10 protein-coding genes are annotated in these 15,822 nt (G+C 34.0%); 1 reads left to right on the forward strand and 9 read right to left on the reverse strand.

Annotated features, from left to right (window positions below; translation table 11 throughout):
• Positions 1 to 170: 170 nt before the first annotated feature.
• Both icd and ACF91D_RS24460 read right to left on the reverse strand, forming a co-directional pair.
• The gene (gene icd, locus ACF91D_RS24455) at positions 171 to 1,436 is read right to left on the reverse strand and encodes an NADP-dependent isocitrate dehydrogenase (protein WP_107589585.1); all 1,266 of its coding nucleotides are present in this window, start codon (positions 1,434 to 1,436) and stop codon (positions 171 to 173) included.
• A 110-nt stretch (positions 1,437 to 1,546) separates the two neighbouring features.
• Positions 1,547 to 2,665: a citrate synthase gene (locus tag ACF91D_RS24460; RefSeq protein ID WP_107526700.1), complete on the reverse strand. Its 1,119-nt coding sequence runs from the start codon at positions 2,663 to 2,665 to the stop codon at positions 1,547 to 1,549.
• A gap of 359 nt (positions 2,666 to 3,024) precedes the next feature.
• Here ACF91D_RS24460 and ACF91D_RS24465 point away from each other — a divergent pair, with 359 nt between their 5' ends.
• A complete protein-coding gene (locus ACF91D_RS24465; RefSeq protein ID WP_042738444.1) occupies positions 3,025 to 4,383 on the forward strand; it encodes an amino acid permease in 1,359 nt (452 codons plus the stop codon).
• Positions 4,384 to 5,031: 648 nt separating this feature from the next.
• Here the strand turns inward: ACF91D_RS24465 and pyk are convergent.
• The 7 genes from pyk to ACF91D_RS24500 all read right to left on the reverse strand — a co-directional run bounded on the left by pyk (position 5,032) and on the right by ACF91D_RS24500 (position 15,817).
• Positions 5,032 to 6,792 carry a pyruvate kinase gene (gene pyk / locus ACF91D_RS24470; RefSeq protein WP_107526699.1) on the reverse strand — a complete coding sequence of 587 codons (1,761 nt, stop codon included), beginning with the start codon at positions 6,790 to 6,792 and terminating at the stop codon, positions 5,032 to 5,034.
• A 21-nt stretch (positions 6,793 to 6,813) separates the two neighbouring features.
• Complete coding sequence (pfkA, locus tag ACF91D_RS24475) at positions 6,814 to 7,782, reverse strand: 6-phosphofructokinase (protein ID WP_042738442.1); 969 nt, start codon at positions 7,780 to 7,782, stop codon at positions 6,814 to 6,816.
• Positions 7,783 to 8,296: 514 nt separating this feature from the next.
• Positions 8,297 to 9,241, reverse strand: coding sequence for an acetyl-CoA carboxylase carboxyltransferase subunit alpha (locus tag ACF91D_RS24480; RefSeq protein WP_042738441.1), 945 nt, complete (start codon positions 9,239 to 9,241; stop codon positions 8,297 to 8,299).
• A complete protein-coding gene (gene accD / locus ACF91D_RS24485) occupies positions 9,234 to 10,100 on the reverse strand; it encodes an acetyl-CoA carboxylase, carboxyltransferase subunit beta (protein ID WP_107526698.1) in 867 nt (288 codons plus the stop codon). The genes ACF91D_RS24480 and accD overlap by 8 nt, the downstream gene beginning before the upstream one ends.
• Positions 10,101 to 10,177: 77 nt before the next feature.
• Positions 10,178 to 11,410, reverse strand: coding sequence for an NADP-dependent malic enzyme (ystJ, locus tag ACF91D_RS24490; protein ID WP_107513129.1), 1,233 nt, complete (start codon positions 11,408 to 11,410; stop codon positions 10,178 to 10,180).
• A gap of 249 nt (positions 11,411 to 11,659) precedes the next feature.
• Complete coding sequence (locus tag ACF91D_RS24495) at positions 11,660 to 14,860, reverse strand: DNA polymerase III subunit alpha (RefSeq protein ID WP_107526697.1); 3,201 nt, start codon at positions 14,858 to 14,860, stop codon at positions 11,660 to 11,662.
• 21 nt (positions 14,861 to 14,881) lie between these two features.
• Positions 14,882 to 15,817, reverse strand: a complete 936-nt coding sequence (locus ACF91D_RS24500) for a DHH family phosphoesterase (RefSeq protein ID WP_107526696.1) — start codon at positions 15,815 to 15,817, stop codon at positions 14,882 to 14,884.
• Between the last annotated feature and the right edge of the window lie 5 nt (positions 15,818 to 15,822).

Raw genomic sequence — 15,822 nt, forward strand, 5'->3', positions numbered from 1 at the left:
TCAAACTAATAGCATAGTGTACACTTCAACAAGACAAGGGTTAATATAATATGCTGTAGTCTACGGAATAACTAACCATTTTCAAAAAAAACGCCAACTTCTATCTCACAATAGAAATTGACGTTTTACATTTAGACAGAGTAAATAATACTCCAATCTCATTATTTAAATTATAAGTTTTTAATTAATTCGTCACCAAATTCTGAAGTAGAAACCTCTTTAGCCCCATCCATTAAACGAGCAAAGTCATAAGTAACTACTTTAGAAGCGATTGTTTTTTCGATTGATGCAGTAATCTTATCTGCAGCTTCTTGCCAACCTAAGTGTTCTAACATTAATGTAGCACTTAAGATTTCTGAAGAAGGGTTTACTTTATTTAAATCTGCATACTTTGGAGCAGTACCATGTGTAGCTTCAAAGATTGCATGTCCAGTTTCATAGTTAATATTTGCACCAGGTGCAATACCAATACCACCAACTTGTGCTGCTAATGCATCTGATACATAGTCACCATTCAAGTTCATTGTAGCTACTACGTCGTGATCTGCTGGACGTGTAAGAATTTGTTGTAAGAAAATATCAGCTATTGAATCTTTGATGATAATTTTGCCATCTTTTTCAGCTTGTTCTTGAGCAGCGTTCGCTTTATCTTTACCTTCTTCTTCAACAATTTTGTCATATTGTTGCCAAGTGAACACTTTATCACCAAATTCATTTTGCGCTAAATCGTAACCCCATTGTTTAAATGCACCTTCAGTAAACTTCATGATATTACCTTTATGCACTAATGTTACTGATTTACGGTTATTATCTAATGCATATTGAATCGCAGCACGTACTAAACGTTCTGTACCTTCTTTAGAAACTGGTTTCACACCAATACCCGATGTTTCAGGGAATCTAATATTTTTAGCACCCATTTCGTCTTGTAAGAAATCGATTAATTTCTTCGCTTCTGGTGTACCTTCTTTAAATTCAATACCAGCATAAATATCTTCAGTATTTTCACGGAAGATTACCATATCTGTATCTTCAGGACGTTTAACAGGAGAAGGTACTCCTTGGAACCAACGTACCGGACGTAAACATGTAAACAAGTCTAATTCTTGTCTTAAAGCAACATTTAATGAACGAATACCTCCACCAATTGGTGTAGTTAAAGGACCTTTAATTGCGATTAGATATTCACTGATTGTATCTAAAGTTTCTTGAGGTAACCATTCGCCTGTTTCATCATATGCCTTTTGTCCTGCCAATACTTCTTTCCATTCAATTTTCTTTTCACCGTTATAAGCCTTTTCAACAGCAGCGTCGATAACACGACTTGCAGCTTTCCAGATATCTGGTCCGATACCGTCACCGATAATGAATGGAATAATTGGATTATTTGGTACTGATAAACCTTCGTTTGTTTTAATTACTTTTTCTCCTGCCATGTGTAAAACCTCCGTTAATTTTAATTATTTAGTGATTGAATCCTATGCTAACTAATTTACAACTAATGTTGCAAATAAATAGTAAAACAAATTACTTAATTACTATAAACTTATCTATTTTCAATTGGTTCATAAGTTCTATTTGTTTCACCAATATAAGATGCTCTAGGTCGCATAATTCTATTATCTCTGTACTGTTCTAGGATGTGAGCAATCCAACCAGATGTTCTACTTACCGCAAAAATAGGTGTGAATAAATCATGTTCGATGTTCATACTATGGTAAACAGTAGCACTGAAGAAATCGACATTAGCGATCAATCCTTTTTCTTTTTTCATTTTGTCGGCAATTTTAACTGAAATATCAAACAATTGACTTTGTCCTGTTTCTGAAGTAATTTTTCTACTCATTTCTTTCAGGTATTTCGCTCTAGGATCTCCATCTTTATAAACACGGTGACCAAAGCCCATTATCTTTTCTTTATTTTTAATCTTGTTATCTATGTACGCATCAACCTCATCAATTGATTTCACTTCAGATAACATGCTCATTACACGCTCGTTTGCACCACCATGTAATGGGCCTTTTAACGAGCCAACAGCGGCAACAATACCTGAATACATATCTGATAATGAAGATACTGCACATCTAGCAGTAAATGTTGACGCATTTAACTCATGGTCAGCATGTAATACGAGCGCTTTATTAAACGCTTCAATTTCAATATCAGTTGGCAATTCTCCTCGTAACATATATAGGAAGTTTCCAGCATAGTTTAAATCTTTATTTGGTTTAACAATTTCTTTATCTTGTCTCACACGAGCATAAGCTGTTACTAACGAAGCGATTTTAGCTTGTATACGTACGGCTCTTTCCATTGTTTGAGACTCATCTTCGTCTTCAGCATGTGAATCGAAGTGTGCAATATATGATACTGAAGTTCTTAAAGCAGTCATTGGGTGTACATTGCCAGTTGCATATTCTTTAAAATGATTATAAACTCTCGGATTTAAAGTCATATACTCATAGAGTTTATCTTTAAGTTCTTGTAATTCTTCTTTATTAGGTAATCGATAATGCCATAATAAATAAATTACTTCTTCAAATTCAGCATTTTGAGCTAAGTCATCAATATCATAGCCAGCATATGTAAGTTGGCTATCAATAATCGAACTCACTTTAGTCTCAGCTGCAATTACCCCTTCTAAACCTTTTTGTAACTCTGCCATATATAAATTTCCCCTTTTCTATTTCATTATGAAATGGCTTTCACAAATCATTATATCCAATCCTGTCACTTTTGTGAACAACTTGGGATTGATTTAAAACATCTTCAACGCCATAACATAAGAAATATTCATTTATTTATATGCCTATAATTGCTAAAACCTATAAATGGTTATATATCTATTTTAATATGTAAGTTGACACACATCAATTTTTATAACTTTTTAATTCGTTATCATGGTTAATAACAAATTATTAATGTATTTTTAAACTTCTGCTTCATTTAATGTTTATAAAAATAGTTGTTTTATTTTTAATAGCATAGGATAATAATAATTAGCTAAATAAAGGAGTTATTACTATGGGGAAAAATCAATTACAAAGAGAACTAAGTAATCGTCACATTCAGCTTATTGCAATTGGGGGAGCAATAGGAACTGGACTATTCCTAGGAGCTGGGCAAACTATTGCATTAACCGGGCCTTCAATATTACTAACATATATCATTATTGGTTTTATGTTATTTATGTTTATGAGAGGTTTAGGTGAAATTTTAGTAGCAAATACGAATTTTAAATCGTTTGCCGACGTTACTAACGAATACATAGGTTCATTTGCAGGATTCGTCACAGGCTGGACTTATTGGCTTTGTTGGATTATAACAGGTATGGCCGAGGTAACAGCCGTTGCAAAATACGTCAGTTTCTGGTTCCCAAATGTTCCAAACTGGTTAAGCGCTCTATTTTGCGTATTAGTGTTAATGTCTTTAAATTTATTAAGTGCCAAATTATTCGGTGAATTAGAATTTTGGTTTGCGATTATAAAAATTATTACAATTATCGCATTAATTGTTGTAGGTGCTATCATGATAATCATGGCTTATAAGACACAATTTGGTCATGCTTCTCTAACAAATCTATACAACAATGGTATCTTCCCTAAAGGGATGAGTGGTTTTGTTATGTCATTCCAAATGGCTCTCTTCTCATTTGTCGGAATCGAACTTATAGGGGTTACCGCTGGGGAAACAAAGGATCCTAAGACGACCTTACCAAAAGCAATCAACAGTGTACCTTTACGTATATTAGTATTCTACGTTGGTGCTTTAGCAGTAATTATGTCTATTATTCCTTGGGCACAAATTAATCCTGAAGAGAGTCCTTTCGTGAGATTGTTTGCATTAATTGGTATTCCATTTGCTGCTGGTATTATTAATTTTGTAGTATTAACAGCTGCAGCGTCTTCTTGTAACAGTGGTATCTTTTCAAACAGTCGTATGTTATTCGGACTTTCAAAGAAAGATCAAGCACCACCAATTTTAAGTAGTACTAATAAAAACGGTGTTCCACATATTGCGATTTTCGCATCATGTGCACTGTTATTAATTGCAGCATTACTAAATTATATCATTCCAAATGCTACATTAGTGTTCACATACATCACTACGGTATCGACTGTATTATTCATCGTTGTATGGGCATTAATCATTGTGGCATATATTAATTATCATCGTCGTAATCCTGAAGCACATAAAAAGGCAACTTTTAAATTACCTGGTGGTAAATATATGGGCTACGCGATATTAGTATTCTTTGTATTAGTATTTTGTCTATTATTTGTAAATGCTGATACTAGAATCGCGGTGTTCTTAACACCTATTTGGTTCATTATTCTATGTTTAATGTATCTTAGATATAAAAAAGTAGAAAAATCTCAATAACAACCATTTACGAGTTGCATAAATACATAGAAAGCTATTAAAGCATTGATTCTAGAGTATTTAAAAATTTAGCGGGCAACTTGGTTTTCATTGTTATTTAACTGAGTAGTTAGAAGATTTATGTCTCAAACGCAATAAAAGAGAGCTGTTCCGTTATGGAATGGCTCTCTTTTTATTTAAGATTTTTTATGTTTATATTGCAAAAATTTCAAATTGTATTGAGTTATTATACTTATCACATATACAAAACATAACTACGCTAGAAACAAAAACAATTTGTGCGATACATTTTCAGGGATAAGCATTGCAGTTTTCATTGGTATAGTTAATTGCTACCTATCATAATTTTTATACATAAGGGTAACTCGCTAATTTTGTTTAATGAAGTTTATTAAATCATACGGTAGTGTCTTATTTTTTGTAGTGATAGCAAATAAGAACTGCATATGGTTTGCAAGACATCTGGATTGTTGGATGCGTATCGAGATCATGGTTCGATCTAGATACGGCCCCCCTAGGTAAGCGAGCAGTTACAATACAGAGTATTAATATAAATAACAAGCCCATCAAAAATCAAAAATCTTTGATGGGCTCAATGCTGGGTATTTATGTCCCAGACACTAATTATTAATTTATTTCAATCAGTAATTATAGTACGTTAGCGTATCCTTCAAAAATCTTACCGTGATTTGCATCTACAGTAACTAAAACGTCATTTTGAATTTCAGATGTAGCATTTTCAACGCCTACTACTGTTGGTATACCTTTCTCTAAACCGATGATAGCACTTGGAGAAGTAATACCATTCTCTTCAGTAATTAAACCAATTGCTTTCTCAATATAAGGAACCAATGTTTCATCTACAGAAGAAGTTACAATGATTGAATCTGACAAGTCTTTACCTTCTAATTCACTTGCATTATTAACAACCAATGTATGACCAACGACTGAATTTCTACCAACACCTTGTCCTTTAGCAATTTCGTCACCAACTAGATGTAATTTCATCATGTTTGTTGTACCTTGTTCACCTGTAGGTACACCCGCAGTGATAATGATTAAATCACCATTTTTAACACGTTCTGTTTCTACAGCAGTAGCAACAGCATTGTTTAATAGTGCATCAGTTGTCTTACGACCTTCTTTAACAACTGGGTGAATACCCCATACTAAAGCACATTGGCGTGCAGTTTCTGCATTTGGTGTAACTGCAATAATGTCTGATTTTGGACGGTATTTAGAAATTGTGCGTGCAGTTGAACCACTTTCAGTTGCAGCTACAATTGCTTTAACGCTTAGGTTTAATGCAGTATGTGCAACAGATACACCAATTGCATTAACTAGTGAAGTCTCTACTAATTTTGTACGGTCAGATAATAATTTCTTATAATCTTGAGCTGCTTCAGCTGAAACCGCAATGTTTCTCATTGTTTTAACAGCTTCTTCTGGATATTGTCCTGCAGCAGTTTCACCAGATAACATAACTGCGTCTGTACCGTCATAAATAGCATTGGCAACGTCACTTGCTTCGGCACGTGTCGCACGTGGATTACGTTGCATTGAATCTAACATTTGAGTTGCAGTAATAACAGGCTTACCTAATTTATTACATTGTCTAATTAAATCTTTTTGAACCATTGGTACTGATTCTGGTGGAATTTCAACACCCATGTCACCACGAGCAACCATTAATCCGTCTGCAACTTCCAAGATTTCTTGAATGTTATCAATACCTTCTTGGTTTTCGATTTTAGGAATAATACTGATATTTGTATTATTTTGTGCTTCTAATAATTTACGGATATCTAACACATCACTTGGTCGACGAACGAAACTAGCAGCGATGAAGTCAACACCAACACGGATACCGAAGTTAATGTCATCTGCATCTTTATCTGTGATACCTGGTAAACTTACTTTAACACCTGGTAAGTTAACACCTTTTTTATTTTTTAGTTCCCCAGTATTTAATACGTCACATAGAACTTCGCCATTCGCTTTGTCAAGTTTCTTAACCTGTAATTCGATTAAACCATCATCTAATAAAATATATGAACCTTCTTCAACATCATTGATTAGGTTGTCATAAGTTACTGAGAATTTTTCAGGCGTACCTTCTACTTCTGTCATGCTTACGATAACTTCTGAACCTTTTTCAAGTTCAATCACGCCATCTTTCATGTTGTGCGTACGAATCTCTGGGCCTTTAGTATCTAATAAAATAGCTACTGTTTTACCTAATTTTTTAGATACTTTGCGGATTGTATCAATACGTGCTTTATGCTCATCATGATCACCATGTGAAAAGTTTAAGCGTGCAACGTTCATTCCTGCTTTAATTAATTTCTCCAACATTTCTTCTGATTCAGATGCTGGCCCTATAGTACAAACAATTTTAGTCTTTCTCATTATTAATGCCTCCCAGTATTTTTAAATAGATAATTCATTTGTTAATTCAAATGTTTCATAATCAAATTCATGATCATTCGATTTGAATATTTCATCAAATGGTGTGTCAACTAATACATTATTACGGATACCTACACCGACTGCAGATTTACCTTGTAATAATAAGTCAACTGCATACCCTCCCATACGTGAAGCCAACACTCTGTCAGCACCACTTGGGCTTCCACCACGTTGAATATGTCCTAGTACAGATACACGTGCATCGACGTTAATATATTTCGTTAATTCTTTCGCACAAGCTTCACCAGACATACAGCCTTCTGCTACCATTACGATTGAATGTTTTTTTCCACGTTTAATACCGTGGTCAATTTTTTCTGCAACATCTTTGATGTCAGTTTCTACTTCTGGTACTATAATTGTTTCTGCACCAACAGATAAACCAGCCCATAAAGCTAAATCTCCACAGTCACGCCCCATGACTTCTATAATGAAAGTACGTGCGTGACTTGATGCTGTGTCACGAATCTTATCAACACATTCGATAATAGTGTTTAGCGCAGTATCAAAACCAATTGTAAAGTCTGAACCATTAATATCATTATCAATTGTTCCAGGCACACCAATTGTTTGAATTTCTTGGCATTCTTCACTGATACGTTGAGCACCTCTGTAACTTCCGTCACCGCCGATTACTACAAGCCCTTCAATACCTCGTTTACGTAAATTTTCTATACCTTTTTTACGTACTTCAGGTTCTTTGAATTCAGGACATCTTGCTGAATACAAGAATGTACCACCACGTTGGATTGTATCACCTACTGAACCAAGTTCCAATTTCTCGATTTCATCGTTCAACAACCCTTGGTAACCTTGGTAAACACCATAAACTTCAATGTTATTGTAAATCGCTTTACGAACGACAGCTCTAACCGCTGCATTCATACCTGGTGAATCTCCACCACTTGTCAACACTGCAATTTTTTTCATGACGACATACCTTTCTAACTTGAATTTCTTACTCTAAAAATACCATATATTTGTGGTACGTGCCATTAAAATAAGGCATTATGACTAATGTAAACGTTTTTAATAGAGGTATAGAATGAAATCATTATAGAAAGCGTTTGCTCATTTTTCACTATTATCAAATTTTTAATCCTAATATGTATCTACCTTTTTGCACTGTATTTTAAACAGTCAACTCAGTTTAATAATGCCAATCATAATAAGTTTTGAACATAATTCAGCATATTTAAAATTAATAAGTAATCCATTAATTGATACGCTCATTTTTATATCCTTTTAATATGGCATTATAATGCAATACGTAATATTTTGGTGAGCCAACAATACGAAATAGGAAATAAAAAGAAGCATTCAGATAAATTGAATCCAATCACCTGAATGCTATTTTTCTAGATTTTATGTCCCAAACTTCTGTTTATTACTTTCGGCAAAATTATCTGTGATTAAACAAATCATCAAGCTCATTGTATAGTATTTACTCAGTAAAAGAACCAATATTTCTAAACTTCTGATATCGATCTTCTATAAGTGCTTGTTCATCCAATTCCGTCAATTCAGTAAGGTGCTTTTCAAATGCAGCCTTAATATTCAATGCTTGAGCTTTTACATCTTGATGCGCTCCACCGATTGGTTCTTTAACGACCTCGTCTGCAATATTTAATTCATGTAAATCATCAGCTGTGATTTTCATTGTTTCCGCAGCAATTTTTGCTAAATTACTATCTTTCCACAATAATGCAGATGCCCCTTCTGGTGATATAACTGAATATGTACTATTTTCAAGCATTAACACACGATTTGAAATTCCTAAACCGAGTGCGCCACCACTTCCGCCTTCACCGATAACAATTGATATAACAGGTACAGAAAGTGCTGCCATTTCAACTAAGTTTCTAGCAATAGACTCACTTTGTCCTCGTTCTTCTGCAGCTTTTCCTGGATAAGCACCCTTAGTATCAATAAAAGTAAAGATTGGGCGATTAAATTTTTCAGCTTGTTTCATTAATCTCAAGGCTTTACGATAACCTTCTGGATGAGCCATCCCAAAGTTTCTATAAATATTATCCTTAGTATCTTTACCTCGTTGTTGACCAATAACAGTAACAGGTTGATCGTTGATATAACCGATTCCACCTATCATCGCTGGATCATCACGGAAATTTCTATCCCCATGCAATTCTATAAATGAATCAAATATATAAGGAATATAATCCAGTGTTGTCGGTCTTTCTTGTAGACGTGCTAATTGAACTCGATCCCAAGGTTTTAAATTTGTATAGACCTTCTCTGTCTCACGTTCAAGTGATGCTTCAAGCATTTCGATTTCCTCTTGCAAATCTACATCGTTTTTTTCTTGTGATTCTTTTAATGATTCAATTTTATTTTTTATTTCAAAAAGTGGCTTTTCAAAATCAAGCATTCTTTTTCACCTCTTGATGCAGTTTCAAAATATTAGACAATGTTTGTCTCATTTCTTTTCTATGTACAACCTTGTCTAACTGTCCATGTTCTAATAAGAACTCAGCAGTTTGGAAATCATCAGGTAGCTTCTCATTTATTGTTTGTTCTATTACACGGCGTCCTGCAAAACCAATCAATGCTTTAGGTTCGCTGATATTAATATCACCAACAGATGCAAAGCTCGCAGAAACACCACCAGTAGTTGGGTTTGTTAAATATGAAATATATAATAAACCTGCATCGGCATGTCGTTTCAATGACACACTAGTCTTACCCATTTGCATTAATGAGATAATACCTTCCTGCATTCTGGCTCCACCACTTGCTGAAAATAAAATAAATGGAAGTCGATTATCGGTACAATATTCAATAATTCTACATATCTTTTCACCAACAACTGACCCCATGCTACCCATTCTAAAGCGAGCATCCATAACAGCAACGCCATAAGCAACACCATCAAGTTTAGCTGTTCCAGTTACTACAGCTTCATTGAGTTCAGTTTTTTGTTGGTCTTTTTGAATTTTTTCTTCGTAGCTTGGAAAGTCTAATGGGTTTGCAGAGGTCATGCCTTTATCAAACTCTACAAATGTACCTTCATCCGCAATTGCTTCAATTCGCTCATATGCTGTCAATGCAATATGATGATCACAGTTAAAGCAAACATTAAGATTTTCAGACAATTCTTTAGTATACATGATTTTCTTACATTTAGGACATTTCGTCATTATACCTGCTGGTACGTCACTTTGTTTTGAATCAGATACAGTTACATACTTTTTCTTTTTACTACTTCTATTGAAAAAATCTTTAAACATTGGTAAACCTCCACATAACCATTGCTACTTTCCCATACATAACCATTTAATACGTTTGAAATAAGCAATTATGATTATTATTTATCTAAATCTGTTAATTTCATTGTCTTATCATAAATTGATTCAGGATCAACATCAACTCTTGCGACACCTGATTCCATTGCTGCTTTTGCAACTTCTCTTGCAACAGACGGTGCAACGCGTTTATCAAACGGTCCTGGAATACAATAATCTGCATTCAATTCATCAGGCTCAATTAAATTAGCAATCGCTTCTACGGCTGCTTGTTTCATTTCTTCGTTAATATGTGTTGCTTCTACATCTAAAGCACCTCTAAAGATACCTGGGAATGCTAATACATTGTTAATTTGGTTTGGATAGTCAGAACGACCTGTTCCAATCACTTTAGCACCTGCTGCTTTAGCAATATCCGGTTTAATCTCAGGATTAGGATTTGCCATTGCGAAGATAATTGGATCATCTGCCATAGATTCTACCATTTCTTTTGTTAATAAATCGGCCACAGAAACGCCAATAAATACATCTGCATCTTGAATGATGTCGTTTAAGCTACCATCTTTTTTATCTCTGTTAGTCCATTTAGCAACATAAGCTTTAGTATCATTCATACCATAGTCTCGCCCTTCATAGATCGCACCTTTAGAATCGCACATAATCATATCTCGTACGCCATAAGAATATAATAGTTTAACGATTGCAATGCCTGCTGCACCTGCACCATTTAATACAACTTTAATGTCAGATAGATCTTTATCAACTATTCTTAATGCGTTAATCATACCAGCGACAGTAACGATAGCTGTACCATGTTGATCATCGTGGAATACCGGGATTTTGGTTTCTTTTTTAAGGCGTTCTTCTATCTCAAAGCAACGTGGCGCTGAAATATCTTCTAAGTTAATACCGCCGTAGTTTGGTTCTAACAGTTTCACTGTATTCACTATTTCGTCTGTATCCGTAGTATTTAAAGCAATTGGTACACCATCAATTCCTGAAAAGCTCTTGAATAGTACAGCTTTACCTTCCATAACTGGAATACTTGCTTCTGCACCAATGTTACCTAAACCTAATACAGCCGTACCGTCAGTTACTACTGCTACAGTATTTGCTTTCATAGTATATTCAAATACTTTACGAGGGTCCTCATGTATTTCCTTACATGGTTCAGCTACACCTGGTGAATACGCTAAACTCAACTCTTCTTTATTTGTAACTTTAACTTTAGGTGCTACTTCTAATTTACCTTGATTTTCTCTATGCATTTGTAAAGCTTCGTCTCTTAATGTCACGTGAATCTACCCCTTTACATTCATTTAATATAATGATTCGTCATATATATTTTTATTACACTATAACGCAAATTACAAATGATATCGTTACCAAATCGTAAAAAATTTGGCGGGTTATTGATTGTAATAAAAACATATAGATATTTATTATTTAATCGTTTGATTTTTTAATTTTTTAAAAATTAAAACTGATGGTCAATATTACTCAACCATCAGTCAACTATACCATAGTTTAAAGGGTGAATAAAGTTAAATTATTCTTATATCCCATGGTGATAGCTTTTTCAACAACAGTGCAATTTGGTTGTTTTCAATAGAAATATGTCCAATTGTTTTTAATTGTTTTGTCGATTCATCATAATAATTTACCGGTATCTGATTATGTTCAGTCTGAGACAATATTTGTTGAATATCCGTAAGGTCATCTACATTCCTGATGACTATTTGTTGTGCATGGTTTAATTTCTCTGATTCAAAATGCTCAATACTTTCAATATGTTGAATAATTAACTGGCGTTTATTATTACGTTGTTCGAATTTACCTCTTACTACATAGGTTGCACCATCAGCTAAGTCGGTTTCAAACCTTTTAAAGGTATCTGGAAACATCACACCATCTAGCGTATTGATGCCATCATTGAGGACTACAAAGGCCATGTTTTGACCCTTTTTAGTACGTATTCTACGACTACTATCAATTTGTATAAAAATCGGCTGATTATCTCTAGCATTATTTAATTTGAAAATACCTAAATATTGTTTTTGTTCAAATGCCTTTTCAACAGGGTGGGTGGAAACGTAAAATCCTAAGTATTCCTTTTCATAATCACTTAATACTTGATCTTCGAGTTCCTCTGTTTCTGCATAGGAGGCTTTAGGTGTTAACACGTCAAATATAAATCCATCTTGTTCAACATTAGATACATCATCTAAAACTTGATCAATTGATTGAAGTAGCGTCGCCCTATTTTTACCTAAATCATCAAAAGCACCAACTAATATTAATGCTTCGAATAACTTTCTTGTCTTGATTCGCTTTGGAATTCTTCTTGCAAAATCAAAAAAATCTTTAAATTGTCCATTAGCATGGCGTTCATCGACAATCAATTTCACACTTTGATATCCCACGCCTTTAATCGCACCAATAGACAAATAAATACCTTTTGTTGTTGCTTTATAGAACCAATGACTATAATTGATATTTGGACTTAGTATATTAATATTTTGCTGTTTGGCTTCATCGATAATTTGGGCTGTTTTCTTTTCACTCCCAATCGTATTACTTAAGATATTTGCATAGAAATAGTTCGGATGATGTACTTTTAAATAACTCATGATATAAGCAATTTTTGAGTAACTCACCGCATGCGCACGTGCAAAACCATAATCAGCAAATTTCAGTATTAAATCAAAAATTTGTTTACTTAAACTTTCATCATAGCCATTTTGCAGCGCACCATCTACGAAATGCTTACGTTCTTTTTCTAATACTGCACGATTTTTCTTACTCATCGCACGCCTTAAAATGTCCGCTTCACCATAATTAAAATTTGCAAAAGTACTAGCGATTTGCATTATTTGTTCTTGATAGATAATAACGCCAAAGGTCTTTTGTAAGATAGGAGCTAAATCTTTATGCAGATATATAACCTTTTCTGGGTTATGTCTTCTAGATATATAAGTTGGAATTTCTTCCATAGGGCCTGGTCTATAAAGTGAAGTAACTGCAACAATATCTTCAAAATGTTCTGGTTGTAATTTTTTCAAAACATTACGTATACCATCTGACTCAAGTTGGAATATACCTGTTGTGTCTCCTCGCGATAATAATTCAAAGACCTTTGGATCATCAAAAGGGATATCTTCTATATTGATTGTAATATTTTTGTCTTTTCTCACTTGATTCACAATTTGATGAATGATAGATAAATTACGCAAACCGAGGAAATCTATTTTCAATAAGCCTATACGCTCTGCTTCCGTCATCGTCCATTGTGTTAATAAACCATTATCACCATTAGTAAGTGGTACATACTCATATAAGGGATGATCATTTATTATAATTCCCGCCGCATGTGTTGATGTATGTCGAGGAAGCCCTTCTAGCTTTTTACTTAAGTCAAACCAACGCTCATGTCTATGATTTCTATGTACAAATGCTTTAAATTCTGGTATTTCATATGCTTGATCCAAAGTAATTCCAAGTTTATGAGGTATAAGTTTAGAAATTTCATTTAATGTTATTTCATCAAAGCCCATGATTCTACCAACATCTCTTGCCACAGCTCTTGCTAATAAATGTCCAAACGTAACGATACCCGCCACATGGTGTGGACCATATTTATCTTGTACATATTGAATCACTTCATCTCTTTTTGTATCTTCAAAGTCTATATCGATATCAGGCATTGTCACACGTTCAGGATTTAAAAAACGTTCAAATAGCAAGTTATATTGAATTGGATCTATCGTTGTTATATTTAATAAATAACTAACTAATGACCCTGCTGCAGAACCACGTCCAGGCCCTACAAAGATATCATTCGCTTTAGCAAAGTGTATTAAATCACTTACGATTAAGAAATAATCTTCAAATCCCATACCAGTGATAACATCATATTCATGCTTTAATCTTTGTTGATACTCAATAGATTGCTTATCGTTTAGTGTCAGTTTATCTAATTGACTTGATAGCATAGACCATAAATAAGCTTTAGAACTTTGTCCATTCGGCGTAGCGAATTTTGGTAATAGTGATTGATGATATTGTAATTCTGCAGTGCAAAGTGTTGCAATTTTTTGTGTTCGATGCCATACATCCTTATCAATTTCTAATGATGAAACTTCTTCATTATTGAATAAATGTTCATTATAATCTGGCGCAGCATGAACTAAATCAATTTTAGTATTATTTTTGATTGCTGATAATGCAGTTATAGTTTCACTGTCTTCCCTATTTAAATATCGTGAAGATTGCGCCCATACAATTGGCAATTCAAATGTTGTTATGCTCTCTTGGTTCACATAAACATTTTCAAATTCAACCAGCGTTTCTACAATATTTTGATGTGCTTCATCTACTTTTTTTAAAATAATAATAAAATCCGCTGCATATTTCTTTAACCATTCAACCGGCGTTTCTTCTTTATCTTTCATTTTAATGGCTGAAGAAAGCATGTAAAGGTTCTGCAGGCCATGTTCATTCTTCGCAAGTACAACGGTTTCTAATGAAGTTAAACCATCAGTTAAATATATCGTCATACCAAAAATAGGTTTGATATTTGCTGCAATACAAGCATCATAAAATTGTGGTAAACCATATAATACATTTGTATCTGTTATCGCTAAAGCAGAATACCCCTCTTTAACGGCTTTAGTAACCACATCATTAATTCTCAAACTAGAATTTAATAAGTCGTAAGTTGTGTGAATATTTAAATGGGCAACCATCAGCAAATACCTCCTAAACTGTTATAATTTATTATTTAATGCATCGGCTAATTCATTAAATCGATCCCAATCAGCAACTGATACACCAGAAGCATTTGGATGGCCACCGCCTCCAAAGTCGCTAGCAATATCATTGATTACAATACCTTTAGAGCGAATGCGACATCTGATTTCAGAGCCTTCATCCACACCAAACACCCAAATTTTCAAGCCTTTAATGTCAGCAATCGCATTGACAAATAATGATGCTTCATTTGGTGCAATATCAAATTGCTCTAGTACCTCTTTTGTAATGATGACCTTACAAAAACCTTTATCATTTAAATCGAAATTTTGTAAAACATAGCCTTGGAATGGCAATAAGGCTGGATCCTTTTCACCTAATTTATTCAGTTCGTCATTATGACTAAACGGAAACTGTAATAAATGACTAGCTACTTCTAGCGTATGCGGCGTTGTATTATTAAATAAGAAACGACCTGTATCTCCTACGATTCCTAAATATAGCAATCTAGCTGTTGCGGCATCTATCAATGATATATCGTTAAAATGATTTATAAAATCAAATATAATTTCACTTGTAGAAGATGCTTGATCATTAACATAATTTAAGTCACCGTATTGATCCACTGCGGGATGGTGATCAATTTTAATAAGGTACTGACCTAAATCAAATCGTGTATCACTAATACGTGGCGCATTTGCTGTGTCACAAACAATGACCAATGCTCCTTGGTAATCTTCATTTGTTAACGTATCAAACGTACCAATAAAGTCTAATGATGGTTCAGCTTCTCCAACGGCATAAATATTTTTCTCTGGAAACTTTAACTTCAAGTAAGACTTTAAACCTAATTGTGAACCGTATGCATCAGGGTCTGGTCTAACGTGTCTATGAATAATTACAGTATCACTTTCTTGTATTTTATTCATTATTTCATTAAATTCTGTTGTCATTTCTC

Source organism: Staphylococcus sp. 231237_7MaSpsaltlick, assembly GCF_043107035.1.

Bases quoted from the DNA above. Each gene is read 5' to 3' on its own strand.
- icd (WP_107589585.1), bottom strand. From the start codon at position 1,436: ATGGCAGGAGAAAAAGTAATTAAAACAAACGAAGGTTTATCAGTACCA.
- ACF91D_RS24460 (WP_107526700.1), bottom strand. From the start codon at position 2,665: ATGGCAGAGTTACAAAAAGGTTTAGAAGGGGTAATTGCAGCTGAGACT.
- ACF91D_RS24465 (WP_042738444.1), top strand. From the start codon at position 3,025: ATGGGGAAAAATCAATTACAAAGAGAACTAAGTAATCGTCACATTCAG.
- pyk (WP_107526699.1), bottom strand. From the start codon at position 6,792: ATGAGAAAGACTAAAATTGTTTGTACTATAGGGCCAGCATCTGAATCA.
- pfkA (WP_042738442.1), bottom strand. From the start codon at position 7,782: ATGAAAAAAATTGCAGTGTTGACAAGTGGTGGAGATTCACCAGGTATG.
- ACF91D_RS24480 (WP_042738441.1), bottom strand. From the start codon at position 9,241: ATGCTTGATTTTGAAAAGCCACTTTTTGAAATAAAAAATAAAATTGAA.
- accD (WP_107526698.1), bottom strand. From the start codon at position 10,100: ATGTTTAAAGATTTTTTCAATAGAAGTAGTAAAAAGAAAAAGTATGTA.
- ACF91D_RS24495 (WP_107526697.1), bottom strand. From the start codon at position 14,860: ATGGTTGCCCATTTAAATATTCACACAACTTACGACTTATTAAATTCT.
- ACF91D_RS24500 (WP_107526696.1), bottom strand. From the start codon at position 15,817: ATGACAACAGAATTTAATGAAATAATGAATAAAATACAAGAAAGTGAT.